This is a genomic window from Enterobacter cloacae complex sp. GF14B (genome assembly GCF_004136805.1).
GTDB classification, from domain to species: Bacteria; Pseudomonadota; Gammaproteobacteria; order Enterobacterales; family Enterobacteriaceae; genus Enterobacter; species Enterobacter hormaechei_C.
Genome location: NZ_QFRV01000041.1, coordinates 26,561 through 43,402 on the forward strand (window position 1 = coordinate 26,561; position 16,842 = coordinate 43,402).

Below are 16,842 nucleotides of genomic sequence, written 5' to 3' on the forward strand. Positions count from 1 at the left end.
GATGATTTTATTACCGGGTAATACGATTAATGAACGGGTTTAGACCATGTCTGACTGATGCTGCCGTAATCGGTAATAATGGAATACGCGACGGTAGAACCTCCGACGTTGCCAGGTAAAGCAAAATGCGTTTCAGTTTTCGGCACAGCCCAGGTGGCTTTTTTGACTTTCTGTCCATTCAGGGTGACGGTCTGAAAATTCATAAAGAAAGGTGTGGGATTATTCACCACTAAATCATTCCCTTCGCGATGCCATTCAAGTTTATCGGCCACATCTTCTGGTCTGCCTTTTACCGCTGACGGGCGATAGAGCAATTTAATGCGGGTATTAATGGCAATTTGCAGCGTATTTACCCCTTCGACATGCTTCGAGGACGGGATCGCTTTAATATTCAGCCAGTACAGAGATTCCCTGTCTTCCGGTAAATTTCCTCCCGTACGGACTACGCGCAGGACGTTATCCTCTTTCGCATCCAGTCGAAAAAGCGGCGGGGTGATCAGGAACGGGGCTTTGGCCTGGTTTTTACCGCCAGAATCGACCCAGGACTGCACCAGATAATCCGTGGTATCCGGGTTTGAAAGACCGAGAGATGATTCCTTTTTATCTCCCTGATAGACCAGCCGGGTGCCATTAATCACGACCCCCGCCTGTGCCGAGGCTGCTACCAGTAAAAGAATGCTCAGTAAATAACCGTGGCGCATAAAGATTTCTCAATAAAAAGATGAGATATTAATGCTCGCAAAAGCATTAATATCTCAGGATTGATAAGATCAGTTATAAATAACGGTGAAGGTTGATACAGAGTTAGCAGGGCCCGCGGTGACTGCCGCCTGGGTTTGAATATAACGCGCACCGAACTCCAGATCGTTAACCGCCGTGCCGGAGGCTAAAGGATATTGCTTCGAAGGGGTATACAGGCTGACAGGCTGCCCGGACGTGTCAACCAGCTGAATAGCCACACCGGTAGCCGCATCGGTATCGGGCGTTAACGCCAGCGCGGCATTATTATCCGCATCCGGGGTACCACCGAAGTTAATCGCTGCCGAGGTTACGGTTTCCGGACAATTGGTTAACTTAATATCAAACTTCGTTAATGTGCTGGTAGAGCCTGCACCGGTAAATACCGTTTTAGATACTTTTCCCAACTGAACATCTAATGGATTACTTAATCCATTCACGACCTGGCAAGCAGAATCGATAATTTCTCCGGTGAAATTAATCTGCCCTTCACCGTTGGTTGCCGCAAATGCAGATGCAGAACATCCCACCGTTGCGGCGATAAACAACCCTAATGCAACCTTGTTCATAGTAAATCCCGATATGTTTCTGGCAAAAACGTTGCCTGGACGTTTTCACCGTTGACCTTTAATGACTTTTCGATGTTTATTTAATCAAAAAAAGGACAGAGACGAATCTTTTGTCCCAATCACAAATATTGCAAATAATGCTTGAGTTTATTTTTTTATCTGAAAACAGCAGGTTGATAATGATCACAAAACACTATCGGGTGCGTGTCCATCGGGCTATATTGTTAACAAGATGATGCTGTCAGGAGAAATGTCGTGGATTACCGCAAAATTATCAAAGAGGTAGGGCGTGGGAAAAACCATGCTCGCGATCTGGACCAGGAAACGGCCCGTGCGTTGTACACGCATATGCTGAATGGCGACGTGCCGGAGCTGGAAATGGGCGGCATTCTGATTGCGTTGCGCATCAAAGGGGAAGGTGAGGCGGAGATGCGGGGTTTTTATGAGGCCATGCAGTCGCAGACGATGCGTTTAACCCCGCCCGTCACGAAGCCGATGCCGATAGTGATCCCGACCTACAATGGCGCGCGTAAGCAGGCAAACCTCACGCCGCTGCTGGCTATTCTGTTGCAGAAACTCGGTTTCCCGGTGGTGGTGCATGGCGTGAGCGAAGATCCAACGCGCGTGCTGACAGAAACCATTCTGGAATTATTAGGCATCGAACCTACTCTCCATGCTGGCCAGGCGCAGGCCAAACTGGAGGGGAACCAGCCGGTCTATATTCCCGTGCGCGCGCTCTGCCCGCCGCTGGAAAAGCAGCTGGACATGCGATGGCGAATGGGAGTACGTAACAGCGCCCACACCCTGGCGAAGCTGGCGACGCCGTTTGCCGAAGACGCCGCGCTACGTCTTTCCAGCGTCTCCCATCCGGAGTACGTGACGCGGGTCGGACAATTTTTTGCCGAAATCGGCGGGCGGGCGCTGCTGATGCACGGGACGGAAGGGGAGGTTTATGCCAACCCGCAGCGTTGTCCACAGCTGATGCTGATTGAGCCTGCCGGGACGCGGGTCGTACTGGAACGTGGGGAAGAGAACTGCGATGTGATCTTGCCCGAGTCAAAAGATCCGCAGGTCACCGCGCACTGGATCGTACAGTGTCTGGCCGGAAAGGTGCCGGTTCCTCAGTCGATCAAGCTGCAAATGGCCTGCTGCCTGCTGGCGGCAGGGGAAGTGGCATCCGTGGAAGCCGGATTGCAGCGCGTGGCACAGTCGTTTTAAGCAAAAAAAAGCCCGTCCAGTGGCGGACGGGCAAACAAGGGTAACAACAACAGGGTCAATGAGGGTTGGAGCATCTCACCAGAGGGTATGGTGAGGGTGGAGCATAATTCGTTCGATTACTTGTAGATAACCGCAGTACCGCTCAGTTTGTTATTACCGTTAGTGGACGTGATGGTGTATCCACTTGCGCCGGCAGCGGCTGCTTTTTCCGCCAGTTTGGCTTCCAGACCGTCCAGCGTGGTCGCGCCTTCAGCACTCACCACCCCGATTTTGTTCAGATCCTGTGCCTGAGTAGAGGAGACTGGCTCTACGGCGAAAGCGCCGAAAGAGAGAGCGGACAGGGCAACAGCGGCAACAGCATATTTGATGGTTTTCATAGGTGAATTCTCGCAGGTTATTCTGTTAAAGGGACGATGTTCCGTCGATGTGATAAGTATCACGGTTTTTAGCGGAAGATAAAATCGAAGAGAATTGACGTGGTTGCTCAAAAAAATTGAATGACAAATAACTTATTGATTATTAATAAATTCAGAAGCGGAATTGACACTTCTTGTGGATGCGCTTTACAGAAGCCATCGGAAGGGCACGATTTGCTACGCGTATCGCTAAAAGTCGTGAGCGTAAAGTAAACGGCTGGCGCGGTTAACTTCGGTAAAGGAAAGTCAACGTAACTGGCTGTCTTTCGATCCTCTGCGATTATATCCTGAATGTGTCGCATTTTTCGAATCTTTCTCCTGCTGACAGGCAATACATAGCCGTACGCCAGGAATGGCTTTACGCCGTGCCTCAGGAATCGGATCTCCGCACTCTTCGCATTCCGTCAAACTTTCGCCGCGTGGAATTTCACCGCGAGCACGCGCGACCGCATCTTCAATAGTACTGTTGATCTGTTCGTTAACGGCGTCGTCATTCGCCCAGCCGGAAGCCATCATGTTCTCCTGATCTGTTTAAGCCATTCATCTTAATATGGGGTTAAAAAACGCACAGTCAAGGCGAAGGAAGGGAATGAGAACTGCATCTGCCTGGCAGATGCAGTGTGGGAAGGAAATCGATTATTTATAGATGGTCGCGGTGCCGTACATATGGTTATCGCCACCGGCAGCGTTCACCACGAAGCCTTTAGCCCCTTCCTGACGCGCTTTTTCGGCCAGCTTGTTCTGAAGGTCATCAAGGTTGCTTGCCCGGCTGACAGAGACCGTCCCCGCCGCACGTAGCTGGCTGGTATCGTTGCTGTCTGTCAGAGGTTGAACGGACCAGGCTGAGAACGATGCGCCTGCCAGCGCACCCGCAATAATAAAGGTCAGATATTTTTTCATAATCACATCCTCAGGGGAAACAACAGGTGATTCCTCTTAAGTTTAGAAGCCTGACGCGTGTGATTTAGCGCAAAAATTTGATGATGATCTGCTTATTTTTTGAACGATAAATTCTGACAATTTGTTGACAGATCATAGACATACAGGTCACTGATTTTTGTCGTTTTTTTGTGCGTCTCAGACAGTTATTTACCCCCGCGCCGTCACAGGGTATCTTACGCGGCTGTTTAAAGGAGAATGCCATGACTTCCCAAAAGCCGGGATTGCACCCGCGTAACCGCCACCGTAGCCGCTACGACATGAAAGCCCTGTGCCTGAGCTGCCCCGAATTGCAGGATTTTATTGTTCAGACACCAGCCGGTGAACCGTCGGTAAACTTTGCCGATCCGCTGGCGGTTAAGACGCTGAACAAAGCGCTGCTGGCCCATTTTTATGGCGTTACGCACTGGGACATCCCGGATGGCTTTCTCTGCCCACCGGTGCCAGGACGTGCGGATTACGTCCATCATCTTGCCGATCTGCTGGCGGATGACAATGGCGGCGTGGTGCCAAAACAGGCCACCGTGCTTGATATCGGTACGGGCGCGAACCTGATCTACCCCCTGATAGGCGCACATGAATATCAGTGGCGGTTTACCGGCAGCGAGATCGGTGCTGAGGCCTTCGCCAGCGCGCAGGCCATTATCAACGCTAACCCGGGGTTAAGCCGGGCCGTTCGTCTGCGTCGTCAGAAGGATGCCGCTGCTATTTTCAACGGCATTATTCATAAGAACGAACAATATGATGCCACCCTGTGCAACCCGCCATTCCACGACTCCGCCGCCTCTGCTCGTGCGGGAAGTGAACGCAAACGGCGTAACCTGGGCCAGGCTGAAGATGGCGCGCTGAACTTTGGCGGCCAGCAGCAGGAGCTGTGGTGCGAGGGCGGGGAAGTGGCATTTATTCTGCGCATGATTGCCGAGAGTAAGGGCTTCGGTCGTCAGGTGAAATGGTTTACCACGCTGGTCTCCCGTGGCGATAACCTGCCGCCGCTTTACCGCGCGCTGACCGACGTCGGCGCGGTGAAAGTGGTTAAAAAAGAGATGGCGCAGGGCCAGAAGCAGAGCCGCTTTATTGCCTGGTCCTTTATGGACGATAACAAACGCCGCAAATAATCGTTTCTCTGGCCGGGTAAGGCGAAGCCGCCACCCGGCTCGTTTACAGCGTCGGCTCCTGCGGAGGGAGCGGCGAAGCGGGCGGCGACAATACCTGATACGTCTGCACCGGCGCTCTCACGTTCGCCAGATCGAAGTGTTTTTTCACCATGCTGTCGAGGGCGAAGCGCACCGTCCACTGCTTCAGCGGCTGGGTGGTGAACGACACGCGCAGGGTAAAGGCAGTGTTCGTCAGCCCGACGATGCCCGCGAACGATGGTTCACCAATCACCAGCCCGCGAATATCCTCCATCTCCATCAGTTCGTTCACCGCATCCCGCAGCGCCTGCTTCGCCTTATCTGCATCTTCGTGACGATCGACATCATAATTCGCCACCACCGAACCAATGCCGCGCACAAAGTTGGCAAAGGTGGTGATCGATGACCACGGAATAATGTGGTACGCGCCGGTATCCTGACGCACGCCGACGGAGCGAATGGACATCCTCTCGACCGTGCCGGTGAGCGGACCGATGGTCACCAGATCCCCGGTATTCATCCCGTTCTCAAACTGGATAAAAATGCCGGTGATAATATCCTTCACCAGCGTCTGAGAACCGAAGGAGATCGCCAGCCCCAGCGCACCGGCACCCGCCAGCAGCGGGGCGATATTCACGCCGATTTCCGACAGCACAATCATGATGGTGATGGTACTGATGATCACCGCCAGCGCGTTGCGGCACAGGGTTAGCAGCGTGCGGGCGCGGGCGCTCGGTAGCGGCCTGCCGTGGACATCCGACACCAGACGGTTTTCGATAAGGCTTGCCAGCAGCGTCCAGCCGACGGCGGAGAAAAACAGGATCAGCGCGATACGAATAAGAATATCAACGGTCTTTTCCCCCGCGCCGTTATGCAGCCAGTTCCAGAAATCAAACAGCCCCCACGCGTTCAGCAGCAGCATAATTGCCACGCAGACCGTCAGAATACGCGCCACCTTCAGGGATACGGTCATCCAGCCATTCACCCGCTTTTGCAGTTCCGGGTAGTTACGCTGAACCTGCGGCGACAGGGTGATCGTTTTCGACAGCCAGCGGGAAAGCAGGCCAGAGACAAAGGCCGCGATGCCGATAATCGCCAGGCTTTTGAACGTCGCCCCCATCATAAATTTCAGGCTATTGCCCGGGTCGAACAGGGAGAAGAAACAGAGCACAATAAAATAGGCGCTGGCCAGCCAGTGCCACACCAGCGCAAAGGCGCGAATAAAGAGGCTGAAAAAGGAGAGGGAGCGATCGGCCAGGTGCAGCAGGCTGTCGGTGATCGCTTTTTTATTGTGGAAGATGAGGTACAGCGCCCAGACGGTAATGCACAGCATGATCAGCACGTTCGCCAGCGCCCCGAACTGCACGTTAACCTGGTTGGAAATAATCGGCACGGCAACCAACAAGCCATAACCAATCAACCCGCTCAGCACGCTAAGCCGCACCGCCCAGTATTTGGCGCTCTGATCCGAAATGGCGAAGGGGCGAAGGTCCGGCACGCGTGGGCAGAAGATCAACCGCAGGAGGGCTTTAAAGAACTCAATCAGGGCAAACGCATTGAGGAACAGTCCCTGCTGAAACGCGATGGTTTTGTTTCCGGTATTAAGGCGGTCAGCCAGCAGCTGACCGACAAACAGCGTCAGGGCCAGCAGCAGTAAATCGATGACGAACGCCCCGGTAATCATTGCCGGAAGATGCAGCCAGCTGCTTTTATGCTGATTCTTTTTGCGTCCCCACTGTCCCATTTTCCGGTAAAGCGGCCAGACAGACAGGCGCAACAGCCAGTAAAAAATGAAGACGGCACCAGCCAGAATAGCAAACTGGGTGGCGGCGGCGGAAAAGGTGTGAGGATTAAAAGGCTTATGTGAGGTGCCAACCAGGTTGCGATAGAGCTGGGCAAAACGCGACGACAGGGCTTCCCCGTAGCGGCGACTGATGTCGGTGACGTTTTCCAGCACCGTTTTTTCTTCTTCGGCTTCCGGCGGCGCAATAGCAGGAACCGGATCCTGAGGCGGCGTGGCGGCCACCTTCCTCAGCTGATCGATCAGCTCCTGCCGGGACGTGTCGTTCTCAAGCACGTCGGCAAGCGCGCTGTAGGCAGCTTTTTTCTTTTCAGCATCCGGTTCTGGCGGCGCATTTTGCTGGGTGGCGGTGGCTCCGGTGGTGACGCCGGGAAGGGTTACGGCGAGCGACGGCGCGCTAAACAGGCTAAACAGGAGTAACAGGATCCACGGCACGGCGTCCTCCGACAAAAATATCGTGCAAAATGATAAGTATAGAGCGCGCGGAGCGGAGGGGAGTTTTTGGGAACAATCCGGCATAAAAAAGCCGGGCATGCCCGGCTCTGTGTGTGGTTATCAGGAGACGTGTTGCAGGAACTCCTGAAGGCGCTGGCTTGGTGGGTTCGCAATCAGCGTCTGCGGATTACCGTCTTCCGCGATGCGGCCCTTATCAATGAAGATCAGACGGGACGCCACTTTTTCGGCAAAGCCGATTTCGTGGGTAACGATGACCATCGTCATGCCTTCTTCCGCCAGATCCTGCATAACTTTCAGCACTTCGTGACGCAGCTCCGGGTCGAGAGCCGACGTTGGCTCATCGAACAGCATCATCTTTGGCTTCACCGCCAGCGCACGGGCAATGGCCACGCGCTGCTGCTGGCCGCCGGACAGCTCGGAAGGATAGTGGTGGGCACGCTCCGCCAGACCAACCTTCGCCAGCAGATCTTTTGCCAGCGCTTCCGCTGCCGCTTTGCTGGCCCCGCGCACGCGCAGAGGACCAAACATCACGTTTTCCAGCGCCGTGAGGTGCGGGAACAGGTAGAACTGCTGGAACACCATGCCCGCTTCCTGGCGGATCAGGCGCTCGTCCACTTTCGGATCGTTAACCTTCAGACCATCGACGATCAAATCGCCGCTGGTGATCTCCTCAAGCTTGTTAATGCAGCGCAGCAGGGTGGATTTACCGGAACCGGACGGCCCGATGATCACCACCACTTCGCCCTGCCTGATGTTCAAATCGATATTGTGCAACACCTGGGTTGGGCCAAAGTGCTTGGAAACGTTTTTAAATTCAATCACAGGATTTTCATCCTTCTTTCAAGACGACGCAGAACAAAGCTCAGGACAAGCGTGATAATCAGGTAGACAACGGCGACCGCACTCCAGATTTCCAGGGCGCGGAAGTTACCCGCGATGATCTCCTGGCCCTGACGGGTCAGCTCGGCCACGCCGATAACAATAAACAGCGAGGTGTCTTTGATGCTGATGATCCACTGGTTACCCAGCGGCGGCAGCATGCGGCGCAGCGCCAGCGGCAGGATCACGTGACGGATGGTTTCGCGACGGGAAAGACCTAACGCCAGGCCAGCTTCACTGAACCCTTTATGAATCGACAGCACCGCACCGCGGGTAATTTCCGCAATGTAGGCGCCGGAGTTGATCATGATGGTGACAACGGCGGCGCTGAACGGGTCAATGCGCAGGTCGGTGAAGGCCATCGGCAGGGCGAAGTAGATGAACATGACCTGCACCACAATGGGTGTGCCGCGGATCACTTCGATGAAAACCAGTGCGATGTGATTTGCAATCCAGCCACCGTAGGTGCGGGCGAAACCGGCGACAAGACCGATAATCAACCCGCCAACCAGACCGAGGACCGAAATCCACAGGGTCATTTTAGCGCCTTCAAGCAAGAGTGGAATGGCAGGCCAGATGGCGCTCCAGTCAAACTGCATGATGTATTCCTGTATACCGTGGTGAAAAACGAAAAACGTAGGCCCGGTAAGCGTAAGCGCCACCGGGCGTTACAAACCTGAAGTCAGGTGAAATTATTTAGGCTCGGTACCGAACCATTTTTTGTAGATTTCGTTATAGGTGCCGTTCTCTTTCAGGGTTTTCAGCGCGCCGTTCACTTTATTACGCAGGTCGTCGCTGCCTTTCGGGAATGCAATACCGTACTGCTGAGCTTCCAGAGAATCACCTACCGCTTTGAACTTGCCGTTACCGGCAGTTTTGATGAAGTAAAGGATGTTAGGCGTATCGTGCAGCACCGCGTCTGCGCGGTTGGTGCCCAGTTCCATGTAAGCGTTGTCGATGTTCGGGAACTGACGCAGGTCTTTGGTTTTGATGTTGGCTTTCGCGTAATCAACTGAGCCAGTGCCGCTCTTCACGGCGACCACTTTACCGTCGAGATCTTTCACGCTTTTCACATCGTTGTTATCCGCTTTCACCATCACCAGCAGGCCGCTTTTGTAGTAGCCGTCAGAGAAATCGATGGCCTTTTTACGCTCTTCGGTAATGGTGATGCCTGCCAGCGCCAGGTCAACGTTTTTGGTTTGCAGTGCCGGGATAATGCCGCTGAAGTCCATTGGCTTCAGGGTGTAATCCAGTTTGAGTTCTTTTGCGACAGCGGCCCACAGATCCACGTCAAAACCAACGTATTTATCACCCTGTTTAAATTCAAACGGTACGAACGCCGTGTCCGTCGCCACAACCAGTTTGTCGGCAGCCTGCGAGGACACCGCAAACGCCAGGGTAAGTGCAGCCAGTGAAACTTTTAATACAGACTTCATAGCATTTCCTTTTATATCCACGGGGCGATCCCCTGCGAGAACCTCAGGCACAATGAAAAAATCATGCCAGTTTTACAAGCTGTTGTTTTGCAAAGGGGATGATGTCACGCATTGCACGAAAAGCGTGGCAATCCTGCCAGGTTGCACCAGAATGGAGCACCGTTTTGGTGCGCTTCGTTAAGGTCTTCTGACAGGGGGATATTTAGCGCAGAATCTGACGAAAAAACAATCTTCCGTTAACGGTTGTGTGAGGTGATTATTACATTTTATTCACTTTTGCGGCCGTTGCGGGCAAAAGTGCGCACCATAAATGTGCAAAACCCCCGCCAGGGGCGAGGGTTATTCGGAAAATCCGCAGGGATTATTCGATGTTGGACTCAATGAACCACAGGAACTGATCCAGGTCGCGTGATGCGGCAGTGAAGATATCAGCAGTATCTTCATCTTTGGCTTCGCCAATCGCTTTACGAACATCGTTCGCCACAATCGCGTAGCGGTCCGCCAGCTCTTTGAGGTGATCCTGAACGGTATGGATATCCAGCGGATAGCTTTTCAATGGCGTTTTGCTGTTGATCACCTGTGTGGTACCCAGTGCCACGCCACCCAGCTGTACGGCACGTTCGGCCATGGTATCCAGGTGAGTCACCAGTGCTGTGCGGAAGCCATCCAGCATTTCATGAACGGCAATAAAGTTTGCACCGCGCATATTCCAGTGAGCCTGTTTGGTGATCAGCGAAAGATCGATGAACTGGACCACCTGGCGATTCAGCAGCTCAATGGTCGCTTTTTTATCGCTATCCGATACATCGTTACGGGTATAAAGCAGATTAGACGCTTTCGTTTTCACCAGTTTAGCGGTACTCATAATCTCATATCCTCTTGATGTTTGTGTCCCAGGTAATTACGGGACTAAGTATAGCACCGGATTTTTTCTCTGCGGTTTGGCTCTGCCTATTGGTTTAATAGTGAAAGTAAGATTGTATTATCAACTGATTGAAAAATAAGTAGTTTATTAAAGTTGATACAGATCAATCTTAATTCATTCTTCGGGAAGCCGGGCAGGTGAAATATTTTGGCAATACAAGATAGTTTGTAAGAAATTATTTGAAGTACTGACGAGGCGTATATTCTGCATGGCGGGTTAGCCATGCAGAATTTAAGGCCTAGTTGAGATCGATTTTTTGCACTTTAGGTTCCGGGCGCATGGTCAGGGTGGAGCCCATTGACGCCGCGATAATGGAACAGAGCGCCAGCGTTTGTACCAGGGTCAGGGTTTCACCGAGGAAAATCATTCCTGAGATGGCGGCCAGCGCGGGCTCCATGCTCATGAGCGTACCAAAAATGCGTGTGGGCAGGCGCGTCAGGGCGATCATCTCCAGAGAGTAGGGCAGGGCCGTAGAGAGAATGGCAACCGCCAGACCAACCGGCAGGATTGACCACTGCCATATTGAGTCTGTCGCTTGTGCCATTCCGATTGGGACAAAGATTACGGCGGCAATTAGTGAGCCTAAGGCGACCGTCGCGGGGCCGTGCTCTTCGCCCGCACGCTGGCCAGTGAGAATATACACCGCCCAGCACGCCCCCGCGCCCAGCGCCAGAGCTGCCCCTGTCAAATCGATTTGTGAAACGCTTTGCCCGAGCGGCAGCAGGAACCATAGCCCCAGCACGGCCAGTATGACCCAGATAAAATCTACCGGACGACGAGAAGAGAAGAGGGCAACCGCCAGCGGGCCGGTAAATTCAAGCGCGACCGCGATCCCCAGCGGGATAGTCTGAATAGAGAGATAGAACATGTAGTTCATCCCTCCCAGTGCCAGCCCATAAAAAAGCAGTGGCAGTCGCTGCTCCTTTTTAAACCGTAGCCGCCAGGGTTTAAAGATAACCACGAGGATCAGGGTGCCTAATGCGATACGCAGCGCCGTGACGCCGGGCGCACCAACCAGCGGAAACAGCGATTTTGCCAGCGACGCGCCGCTTTGTATGGACATCATCGCGATAAGTATGACTGCCACCGGCATCCAGACCGACGATTTACGGGGTAAACCTGGCATCCTTTCTCCTGTCAATTTTTGTCAAAAGAGGTAAAAGTCGCAGTGTAATGGAAATATGCTGCAACGGTTGAGCTACTGTTGAAAAAAATCCAGGGAAAATCCGTAAAATGAGAAAACGTTGATGATTTTATCGCCTGAAAGATTAGGAATAATCTGGATGAACTAAATGGCGATGACGCGCACTATTAGCATTTACAGGTGAAAATCTGGAGTTATTTGAACGAGATAGCTGGTGCTGGAAATGTTCTGTTACAGGAAAGGTCGCATTAGACATCGTGAATGACAAAGAGTTTCACAGAATTTTTTGATATATTTAAAACTTACGGACTTACTTGAAGCACATTTGAGGTGGTTATGAAAAAAATTGCATGTCTTTCAGCACTGGCAGCTGTTCTGGCTGTTTCCGCAGGTACCGCTGTAGCGGCAACTTCTACTGTAACCGGTGGTTACGCTCAGAGCGATATGCAGGGCGTGATGAACAAAACCAACGGTTTCAACCTGAAGTACCGTTACGAGCAAGACAACAACCCGCTGGGTGTGATCGGTTCTTTCACTTACACCGAGAAAGATCGTACTGAAAATGGCTCTTACAATAAAGGTCAGTACTACGGCATCACCGCGGGTCCTGCTTACCGCCTGAATGACTGGGCAAGCATCTACGGTGTTGTAGGTGTTGGCTACGGTAAATTCCAGCAGACCGAAAACCAGGGTCTGAACCGTACTGCAAGCAACAGCGACTATGGTTTCTCCTATGGCGCAGGTATGCAGTTCAACCCAATCGAAAACGTTGCTCTGGACTTCTCCTATGAGCAGAGCCGTATCCGCAATGTTGACGTTGGCACCTGGATCGCGGGCGTAGGTTACCGCTTCTAATCACTTCGGTGAGCCAGTAAAAAATCCGCCCTTTGAGGCGGATTTTTTTGTTTGTACCCTCTCCCCGTGGGAGAGGGCCAGGGTGAGGGCATTAGCCCGCACGAAACGGCAGAAATTACTTACTCTTAATATCGAAAATATCCGTCCCAAGATGGTTATAGTCGACTTTCTGTAACTTAAAGTTGGTAATGTAGACTGGTGGGCCCTTCTTCCCGGAGATAAACGGGTAATCATTTTTTATCTCTTTTGCCTTAATCCCCGTCCATTGTGAGAAGAATTTCAGGAAATCGTTCGCGGAACGGCGCGCTTTTATAATGCGATGCGTTTTGTCATCACTCGACAGCACCATAAACGGTACCTGGAAGTTCTGCTGGAACTTGTCATCGTGGGCCAGATACTGCACCTCTTTACCGCGCTCCTTAAACGCCAGGCCGTGGTCAGAGAAATAGACCATCGAGAAGCTGTCGCCGCTGTTGCGCAGCTGCCCGTACAGCTTGCTGAGCAGATCGTCGGTTTGCGTCATGGTGTAGAGGTAGCAGGACGTCTCTTTGGATTGCACAAACTCCGTATATTTTCCCCCGGTACGATCGCATGCCTGCGGGTGTGACCCCATCAGGTGCAGGACAATCAGCTGCGGCTGGGTGCGCTGAGTAGCAAAGACCTGCGCCGTCATTTTTAGCAACGCTTCATCTTTTGTGTTTTTATCGGCTTCGAAATCACCGCTTTTCAGGAACTGTACCTCGTCGGCACGCTTCGCGATGCTGGCGATGGCGGTATCATATTCGCCGATCTGTCCCTGGTTAGAGAACCACCATGTCTGAAAACCTGCCCGGTTGGCCAGGGTGACAAAATTATCCTGAAACTGCGGTTTTCCATCCACCACGCGGTTGAGCGTCAGACCGAGTGATTTCTGCGTCGAGCCGCTGGCCGCCACGTAGTCGGTAAACAGCGTACCGTTAACGGCGCTGGCAAACGGCGTGTTATCCCAGTGACCGCCAAACGCGCCGAGCGCATCGCGACGCGCGCTTTCTCCGATCACCACCACGTAGGTGTGATACTTCGGTTTCACCGCCAGCACGTTCCAGGTGTCTTTCATGGTGGAAAGCTCGGCCATACGTGCCTGCTCGTCGAGCACTTCCTCGTTATTCACCACCACGTCTTTGACGAAGCGAAACACCGGATACCCGGTATCTTTAAGCTTAAACACGCCGCCCCAGGCCAGATTTTGTACCGGCGCAACAAAAAACGTCACCACGCTAAAGGCCAGGCACAGGCTTTCAATTTTACCCCATGCTTTTTTCCCGACGGGCTTACGGCGAACCGCAATCACGCCGAGGGCAAAAATGAAAAGGCCAACCACGTAGTTGTACCACGGAAAGATCGTCAGGATCTCTGTGGACTCTTCCATATTGGTGGAGTGGAGCGCCAGCAGGGTATTAAAGTTTGGCGCGCCATAGGCCTGGCCAAACGGGAAATAGGCGGCAGCAACCAGAGAACAGATCCCGATAAGCACCTTCTGCATGCGCGGTGCGCTTCGCCAGAGAAGGTGAAGAATACAGGTGAACCCGACGGCATAAAGCAGGCTAAAGGGGTAGCCAAGAGCAAAGTTAATCAACAGCGATTGCAAAAAATAGAATCCCGTCCACGGGCTTAAGCCCCGGCTGCGGGTAACAAGTGTATCAATCAGGGTTACGTTCATAGATCACTATCACGAAAACGCCATGTGCTCACCCTGGCGTCAAGGGTCAAAGCCTGCCGGACAGTGCGTGGAAAGGGAATGAGAGGTCCGCTTCAGCGAGCCGCAAATTGTGCAGGGCTGCAAGAAGATAGTGCGAGCGTGAATTAAGGTCAACAGTTGCTAAACAGATGTTTTGCGAAGGGGGCTGCAAATACGCAAAAATAATCGGGAACAGGCCAGCTTACAGCGAAAGTGTGACAGGAAAATGAAGCGGCTTACCGCGACGCCGCTTAGTGGGAAGAGTTGTCGTCCTGCTGGGGTTTGGCGTTAAACATATCGCACAGCATGTTCAACAGCATCAGGCGCACTTTAAAAGGAGAGTGGGTAAACACGTTCATACACCTCTTGAATTCATTCATAAGACCTCCTGATTCCTGATCCCTTCGATCCGTGAAGGGTGACTGCATTACATACAGATATAGCACAGGCTATATTGTATAGCTATGGCTAATTCGTTAATTTTTTGTGCTTGTAGAGCTATGGTTTACAATGTGCGCTCCGTTACAGGGCGCTGGAAGCGTCAACCCCATTGAGGAAGCACAATGAACCGTCGCGCAGGTAAGCCAACAACAAAAAAAACGACGCAACTGGTGAACGTTGAAGAGCATGTGGAAGGCTTCCGCCAGGTGCGCGAGGCGCATCGCCGGGAGCTGATTGATGATTATGTCGAACTGATCTCTGATCTGATTCGTGAGGTTGGAGAAGCGCGCCAGGTGGATATGGCCGCACGCCTTGGGGTGTCGCAGCCAACCGTTGCCAAAATGTTAAAACGTCTGGCGTCGGTCGGGCTGATCGAGATGATCCCCTGGCGCGGGGTGTTTCTCACCGCTGAAGGCGAAAAACTGGCGCAGGAGAGCCGCGAGCGCCATCAGATCGTCGAGAATTTTTTACTGGTGCTGGGCGTCAGCCCGGAAATTGCCCGTCGGGATGCCGAAGGTATGGAACACCACGTCAGCGAAGAGACGCTGGTGAAGTTCCGCGAATTTACGCTCAAATACGGTCCCTCCGCTGAATGAACATCCCCGGCTTGCAGGCCCTGAAACGCGATCGCTTTTTCCATCTTTTACTTATCACTGGCGTTGGGCTCAGCGTCTTTGTGCCCTTCACGCCGCACACCTGGCCGGCGGCCATAGACTGGCGCACCATTATTACCCTGAGCGGTTTGATGATGCTCACCAAAGGCGTGGAGCTGAGCGGCTATTTTGACGTGCTGGGGCGCAAAATGGTGCGCCGCTTCGCCACCGAGCGCAAGCTGGCCCTGTTCATGGTCTTTTCGGCGGCGCTGCTGTCGACGTTTCTCACTAATGACGTGGCGTTGTTTATCGTGGTGCCGCTTACGCTCACGCTGCGTAAACTGTGCGAAATACCGGTTACCCGTCTGATTATCTTTGAAGCGCTGGCCGTCAATGCGGGCTCGCTGCTCACGCCGATCGGTAACCCGCAGAACATTCTGCTGTGGGGACGCTCCGGCCTGTCGTTTACCGCATTTACCGGGCAGATGGCGCCGCTGGCGCTGGCGATCGTGGCGTCGCTGCTGGCGGTGGGCTGGTTTGCTTTCCCGAATAAATCGTTGCAGTACCACAGTGGTACAACCGGCCCCCAGTGGCAGCCGCGTCTCGTCTGGAGCTGCCTGGGGCTGTATATCGTTTTTCTTATCGCGCTGGAGTTAAACCAGGCGCTGGCTGGCGCGCTGCTGGTGGCGTGCGGCTTCCTGTTCCTCGCCCGGCGGGTGCTGGTGAGCGTTGACTGGACGCTGCTGCTGGTGTTTATGGCGATGTTTATTGACGTCCATCTGCTGATCCAGCTCCCGGTATTGCAGAACGTTCTCCATAGCGTCAGCGGTCTGTCGCAGCCGGGATTATGGCTGACGGCGATTGGTCTCTCGCAGGTGATCAGTAACGTGCCGTCCACCATTTTGCTGCTTAACTATGTTCCCCCTACGGTACTGCTGGCGTGGGCGGTCAACGTCGGCGGCTTTGGGCTGCTGCCCGGCTCGCTGGCTAACCTCATCGCCCTGCGGATGGCCAACGATCGCCGCATCTGGTGGCGCTTCCATTTATGGTCAATCCCGATGCTGTTCTGGTCAGCGGCGGTCGGTTTCGGACTATTCCTTCTCATATAGTGCGCAATTTGTCAGTTTTTCCTGGCAAATGTATAGCAACGTCCTAGCTTTAGTGAACGGCATAGTGTGATGCCGCTCACTGACAGGACCGTTGCTGAACTATGGCAGAAGATCAAAACCCACCTGCTGACGAGCAGGATCAAAACAATAACGAGCGCAAGCGCCCGGGGAAAAAACCGTTAATTATCCTTGGTATCGTGGTCATCGTGATGGTGATTGTGGCGCTGGTCTGGTGGTTTTTAACCCGTAACGAAGAGACCACCGACGACGCCTTTACCGATGGCGACGTAGTGACCATTGCCCCAAAAACGGCAGGCTACGTCACAGAACTTCGCGTACGGGATAACCAGCGCGTGAAAAAAGGGGATGTGCTGGTGGTGATCGATCCGCGTGATACCACCGCCCAGCGCGATCAGGCTCAGGCCCAGCTTGGGCTGGCGCTGGCGCAGCTGCATCAGGCCCAGGCGCAGATG

Annotated in this window: 19 protein-coding genes; 6 read left to right on the plus strand and 13 right to left on the minus strand. The window is 53.3% G+C overall.

Translation table 11 applies throughout. The features are described 5' to 3' along the window. Positions 1-26: 26 nt before the first annotated feature. Together DD606_RS14595 and DD606_RS14600 are read right to left on the minus strand one after the other, a co-directional pair. Positions 27-701, minus strand: a complete 675-nt coding sequence (locus DD606_RS14595; RefSeq protein ID WP_023324355.1) for a molecular chaperone — start codon at positions 699-701, stop codon at positions 27-29. Between the two features lie 69 nt (positions 702-770). Next, positions 771-1,307, minus strand: coding sequence for a fimbrial protein (locus DD606_RS14600; protein ID WP_003858476.1), 537 nt, complete (start codon positions 1,305-1,307; stop codon positions 771-773). A 255-nt stretch (positions 1,308-1,562) separates the two neighbouring features. On the opposite strand from DD606_RS14600, the gene ybiB reads away from it, so the two are divergent. After that, positions 1,563-2,525, plus strand: a complete 963-nt coding sequence (gene ybiB / locus DD606_RS14605) for a DNA-binding protein YbiB (RefSeq protein ID WP_023315678.1) — start codon at positions 1,563-1,565, stop codon at positions 2,523-2,525. 116 nt (positions 2,526-2,641) lie between these two features. On the opposite strand, the gene ybiJ is transcribed toward ybiB, so the two are convergent. From ybiJ to mcbA, 3 genes are all read right to left on the minus strand, one after another. After that, positions 2,642-2,902, minus strand: a complete 261-nt coding sequence (gene ybiJ, locus DD606_RS14610; protein WP_003858474.1) for a DUF1471 family protein YbiJ — start codon at positions 2,900-2,902, stop codon at positions 2,642-2,644. Between the two features lie 285 nt (positions 2,903-3,187). Further along, on the minus strand, positions 3,188-3,454 hold the full coding sequence (locus DD606_RS14615) for a DksA/TraR family C4-type zinc finger protein (protein ID WP_003858472.1): 267 nt from the start codon (positions 3,452-3,454) through the stop codon (positions 3,188-3,190). Between the two features lie 123 nt (positions 3,455-3,577). After that, the gene (mcbA, locus tag DD606_RS14620; protein ID WP_023315679.1) at positions 3,578-3,841 is read right to left on the minus strand and encodes a DUF1471 family periplasmic protein McbA; all 264 of its coding nucleotides are present in this window, start codon (positions 3,839-3,841) and stop codon (positions 3,578-3,580) included. Positions 3,842-4,083: 242 nt separating this feature from the next. Between mcbA and rlmF the strand changes: the two genes are divergently transcribed. Further along, positions 4,084-4,995: a 23S rRNA (adenine(1618)-N(6))-methyltransferase RlmF gene (rlmF, locus tag DD606_RS14630; protein ID WP_023315680.1), complete on the plus strand. Its 912-nt coding sequence runs from the start codon at positions 4,084-4,086 to the stop codon at positions 4,993-4,995. Between the two features lie 43 nt (positions 4,996-5,038). Here rlmF and ybiO read toward each other — a convergent pair whose 3' ends face one another. The 6 genes from ybiO to rhtA form a co-directional block, all read right to left on the minus strand. Beyond that, a complete protein-coding gene (gene ybiO / locus DD606_RS14635) occupies positions 5,039-7,249 on the minus strand; it encodes a mechanosensitive channel protein (RefSeq protein ID WP_023315681.1) in 2,211 nt (736 codons plus the stop codon). Between the two features lie 120 nt (positions 7,250-7,369). Continuing rightward, the gene (glnQ, locus tag DD606_RS14640; RefSeq protein WP_003858465.1) at positions 7,370-8,092 is read right to left on the minus strand and encodes a glutamine ABC transporter ATP-binding protein GlnQ; all 723 of its coding nucleotides are present in this window, start codon (positions 8,090-8,092) and stop codon (positions 7,370-7,372) included. After that, the gene (glnP, locus tag DD606_RS14645) at positions 8,089-8,748 is read right to left on the minus strand and encodes a glutamine ABC transporter permease GlnP (RefSeq protein ID WP_003858462.1); all 660 of its coding nucleotides are present in this window, start codon (positions 8,746-8,748) and stop codon (positions 8,089-8,091) included. The genes glnQ and glnP overlap by 4 nt, the downstream gene beginning before the upstream one ends. A gap of 93 nt (positions 8,749-8,841) precedes the next feature. Then, complete coding sequence (gene glnH / locus DD606_RS14650) at positions 8,842-9,585, minus strand: glutamine ABC transporter substrate-binding protein GlnH (protein WP_003858455.1); 744 nt, start codon at positions 9,583-9,585, stop codon at positions 8,842-8,844. A 361-nt stretch (positions 9,586-9,946) separates the two neighbouring features. Next, positions 9,947-10,450, minus strand: a complete 504-nt coding sequence (gene dps, locus DD606_RS14660; RefSeq protein ID WP_000100801.1) for a DNA starvation/stationary phase protection protein Dps — start codon at positions 10,448-10,450, stop codon at positions 9,947-9,949. Between the two features lie 298 nt (positions 10,451-10,748). Further along, positions 10,749-11,636, minus strand: a complete 888-nt coding sequence (rhtA, locus tag DD606_RS14665; protein ID WP_022650655.1) for a threonine/homoserine exporter RhtA — start codon at positions 11,634-11,636, stop codon at positions 10,749-10,751. Positions 11,637-11,990: 354 nt separating this feature from the next. Between rhtA and ompX the strand changes: the two genes are divergently transcribed. After that, the gene (gene ompX, locus DD606_RS14670) at positions 11,991-12,509 is read left to right on the plus strand and encodes an outer membrane protein OmpX (protein ID WP_003858450.1); all 519 of its coding nucleotides are present in this window, start codon (positions 11,991-11,993) and stop codon (positions 12,507-12,509) included. 115 nt (positions 12,510-12,624) lie between these two features. On the opposite strand, the gene DD606_RS14675 is transcribed toward ompX, so the two are convergent. Both DD606_RS14675 and mntS read right to left on the minus strand, forming a co-directional pair. Next, on the minus strand, positions 12,625-14,208 hold the full coding sequence (locus DD606_RS14675; RefSeq protein ID WP_129258796.1) for a phosphoethanolamine transferase: 1,584 nt from the start codon (positions 14,206-14,208) through the stop codon (positions 12,625-12,627). Positions 14,209-14,477: 269 nt separating this feature from the next. Next, positions 14,478-14,606, minus strand: a complete 129-nt coding sequence (gene mntS / locus DD606_RS14680) for a manganase accumulation protein MntS (protein WP_017384915.1) — start codon at positions 14,604-14,606, stop codon at positions 14,478-14,480. A 183-nt stretch (positions 14,607-14,789) separates the two neighbouring features. On the opposite strand from mntS, the gene mntR reads away from it, so the two are divergent. The 3 genes from mntR to DD606_RS14695 form a co-directional block, all read left to right on the plus strand. Then, complete coding sequence (gene mntR / locus DD606_RS14685; protein ID WP_022650657.1) at positions 14,790-15,263, plus strand: manganese-binding transcriptional regulator MntR; 474 nt, start codon at positions 14,790-14,792, stop codon at positions 15,261-15,263. Further along, complete coding sequence (locus tag DD606_RS14690) at positions 15,260-16,369, plus strand: anion transporter (RefSeq protein ID WP_129258798.1); 1,110 nt, start codon at positions 15,260-15,262, stop codon at positions 16,367-16,369. Before mntR ends, DD606_RS14690 begins: the two co-directional genes overlap by 4 nt. Before the next feature lie 101 nt (positions 16,370-16,470). Then, on the plus strand, positions 16,471-16,842 hold a 372-nt coding region (locus tag DD606_RS14695; RefSeq protein WP_129258800.1), incomplete at its 3' end, for an HlyD family secretion protein.

Coding starts and splice junctions, on each gene's coding strand:
- DD606_RS14595 (WP_023324355.1), bottom strand. CDS start 701: ATGCGCCACGGTTATTTACTGAGCATTCTTTTACTGGTAGCAGCCTCG.
- DD606_RS14600 (WP_003858476.1), bottom strand. CDS start 1,307: ATGAACAAGGTTGCATTAGGGTTGTTTATCGCCGCAACGGTGGGATGT.
- ybiJ (WP_003858474.1), bottom strand. CDS start 2,902: ATGAAAACCATCAAATATGCTGTTGCCGCTGTTGCCCTGTCCGCTCTC.
- DD606_RS14615 (WP_003858472.1), bottom strand. CDS start 3,454: ATGGCTTCCGGCTGGGCGAATGACGACGCCGTTAACGAACAGATCAAC.
- mcbA (WP_023315679.1), bottom strand. CDS start 3,841: ATGAAAAAATATCTGACCTTTATTATTGCGGGTGCGCTGGCAGGCGCA.
- rlmF (WP_023315680.1), top strand. CDS start 4,084: ATGACTTCCCAAAAGCCGGGATTGCACCCGCGTAACCGCCACCGTAGC.
- glnP (WP_003858462.1), bottom strand. CDS start 8,748: ATGCAGTTTGACTGGAGCGCCATCTGGCCTGCCATTCCACTCTTGCTT.
- glnH (WP_003858455.1), bottom strand. CDS start 9,585: ATGAAGTCTGTATTAAAAGTTTCACTGGCTGCACTTACCCTGGCGTTT.
- dps (WP_000100801.1), bottom strand. CDS start 10,450: ATGAGTACCGCTAAACTGGTGAAAACGAAAGCGTCTAATCTGCTTTAT.
- rhtA (WP_022650655.1), bottom strand. CDS start 11,636: ATGCCAGGTTTACCCCGTAAATCGTCGGTCTGGATGCCGGTGGCAGTC.
- ompX (WP_003858450.1), top strand. CDS start 11,991: ATGAAAAAAATTGCATGTCTTTCAGCACTGGCAGCTGTTCTGGCTGTT.
- DD606_RS14675 (WP_129258796.1), bottom strand. CDS start 14,208: ATGAACGTAACCCTGATTGATACACTTGTTACCCGCAGCCGGGGCTTA.
- mntS (WP_017384915.1), bottom strand. CDS start 14,606: ATGAATGAATTCAAGAGGTGTATGAACGTGTTTACCCACTCTCCTTTT.
- mntR (WP_022650657.1), top strand. CDS start 14,790: ATGAACCGTCGCGCAGGTAAGCCAACAACAAAAAAAACGACGCAACTG.
- DD606_RS14690 (WP_129258798.1), top strand. CDS start 15,260: ATGAACATCCCCGGCTTGCAGGCCCTGAAACGCGATCGCTTTTTCCAT.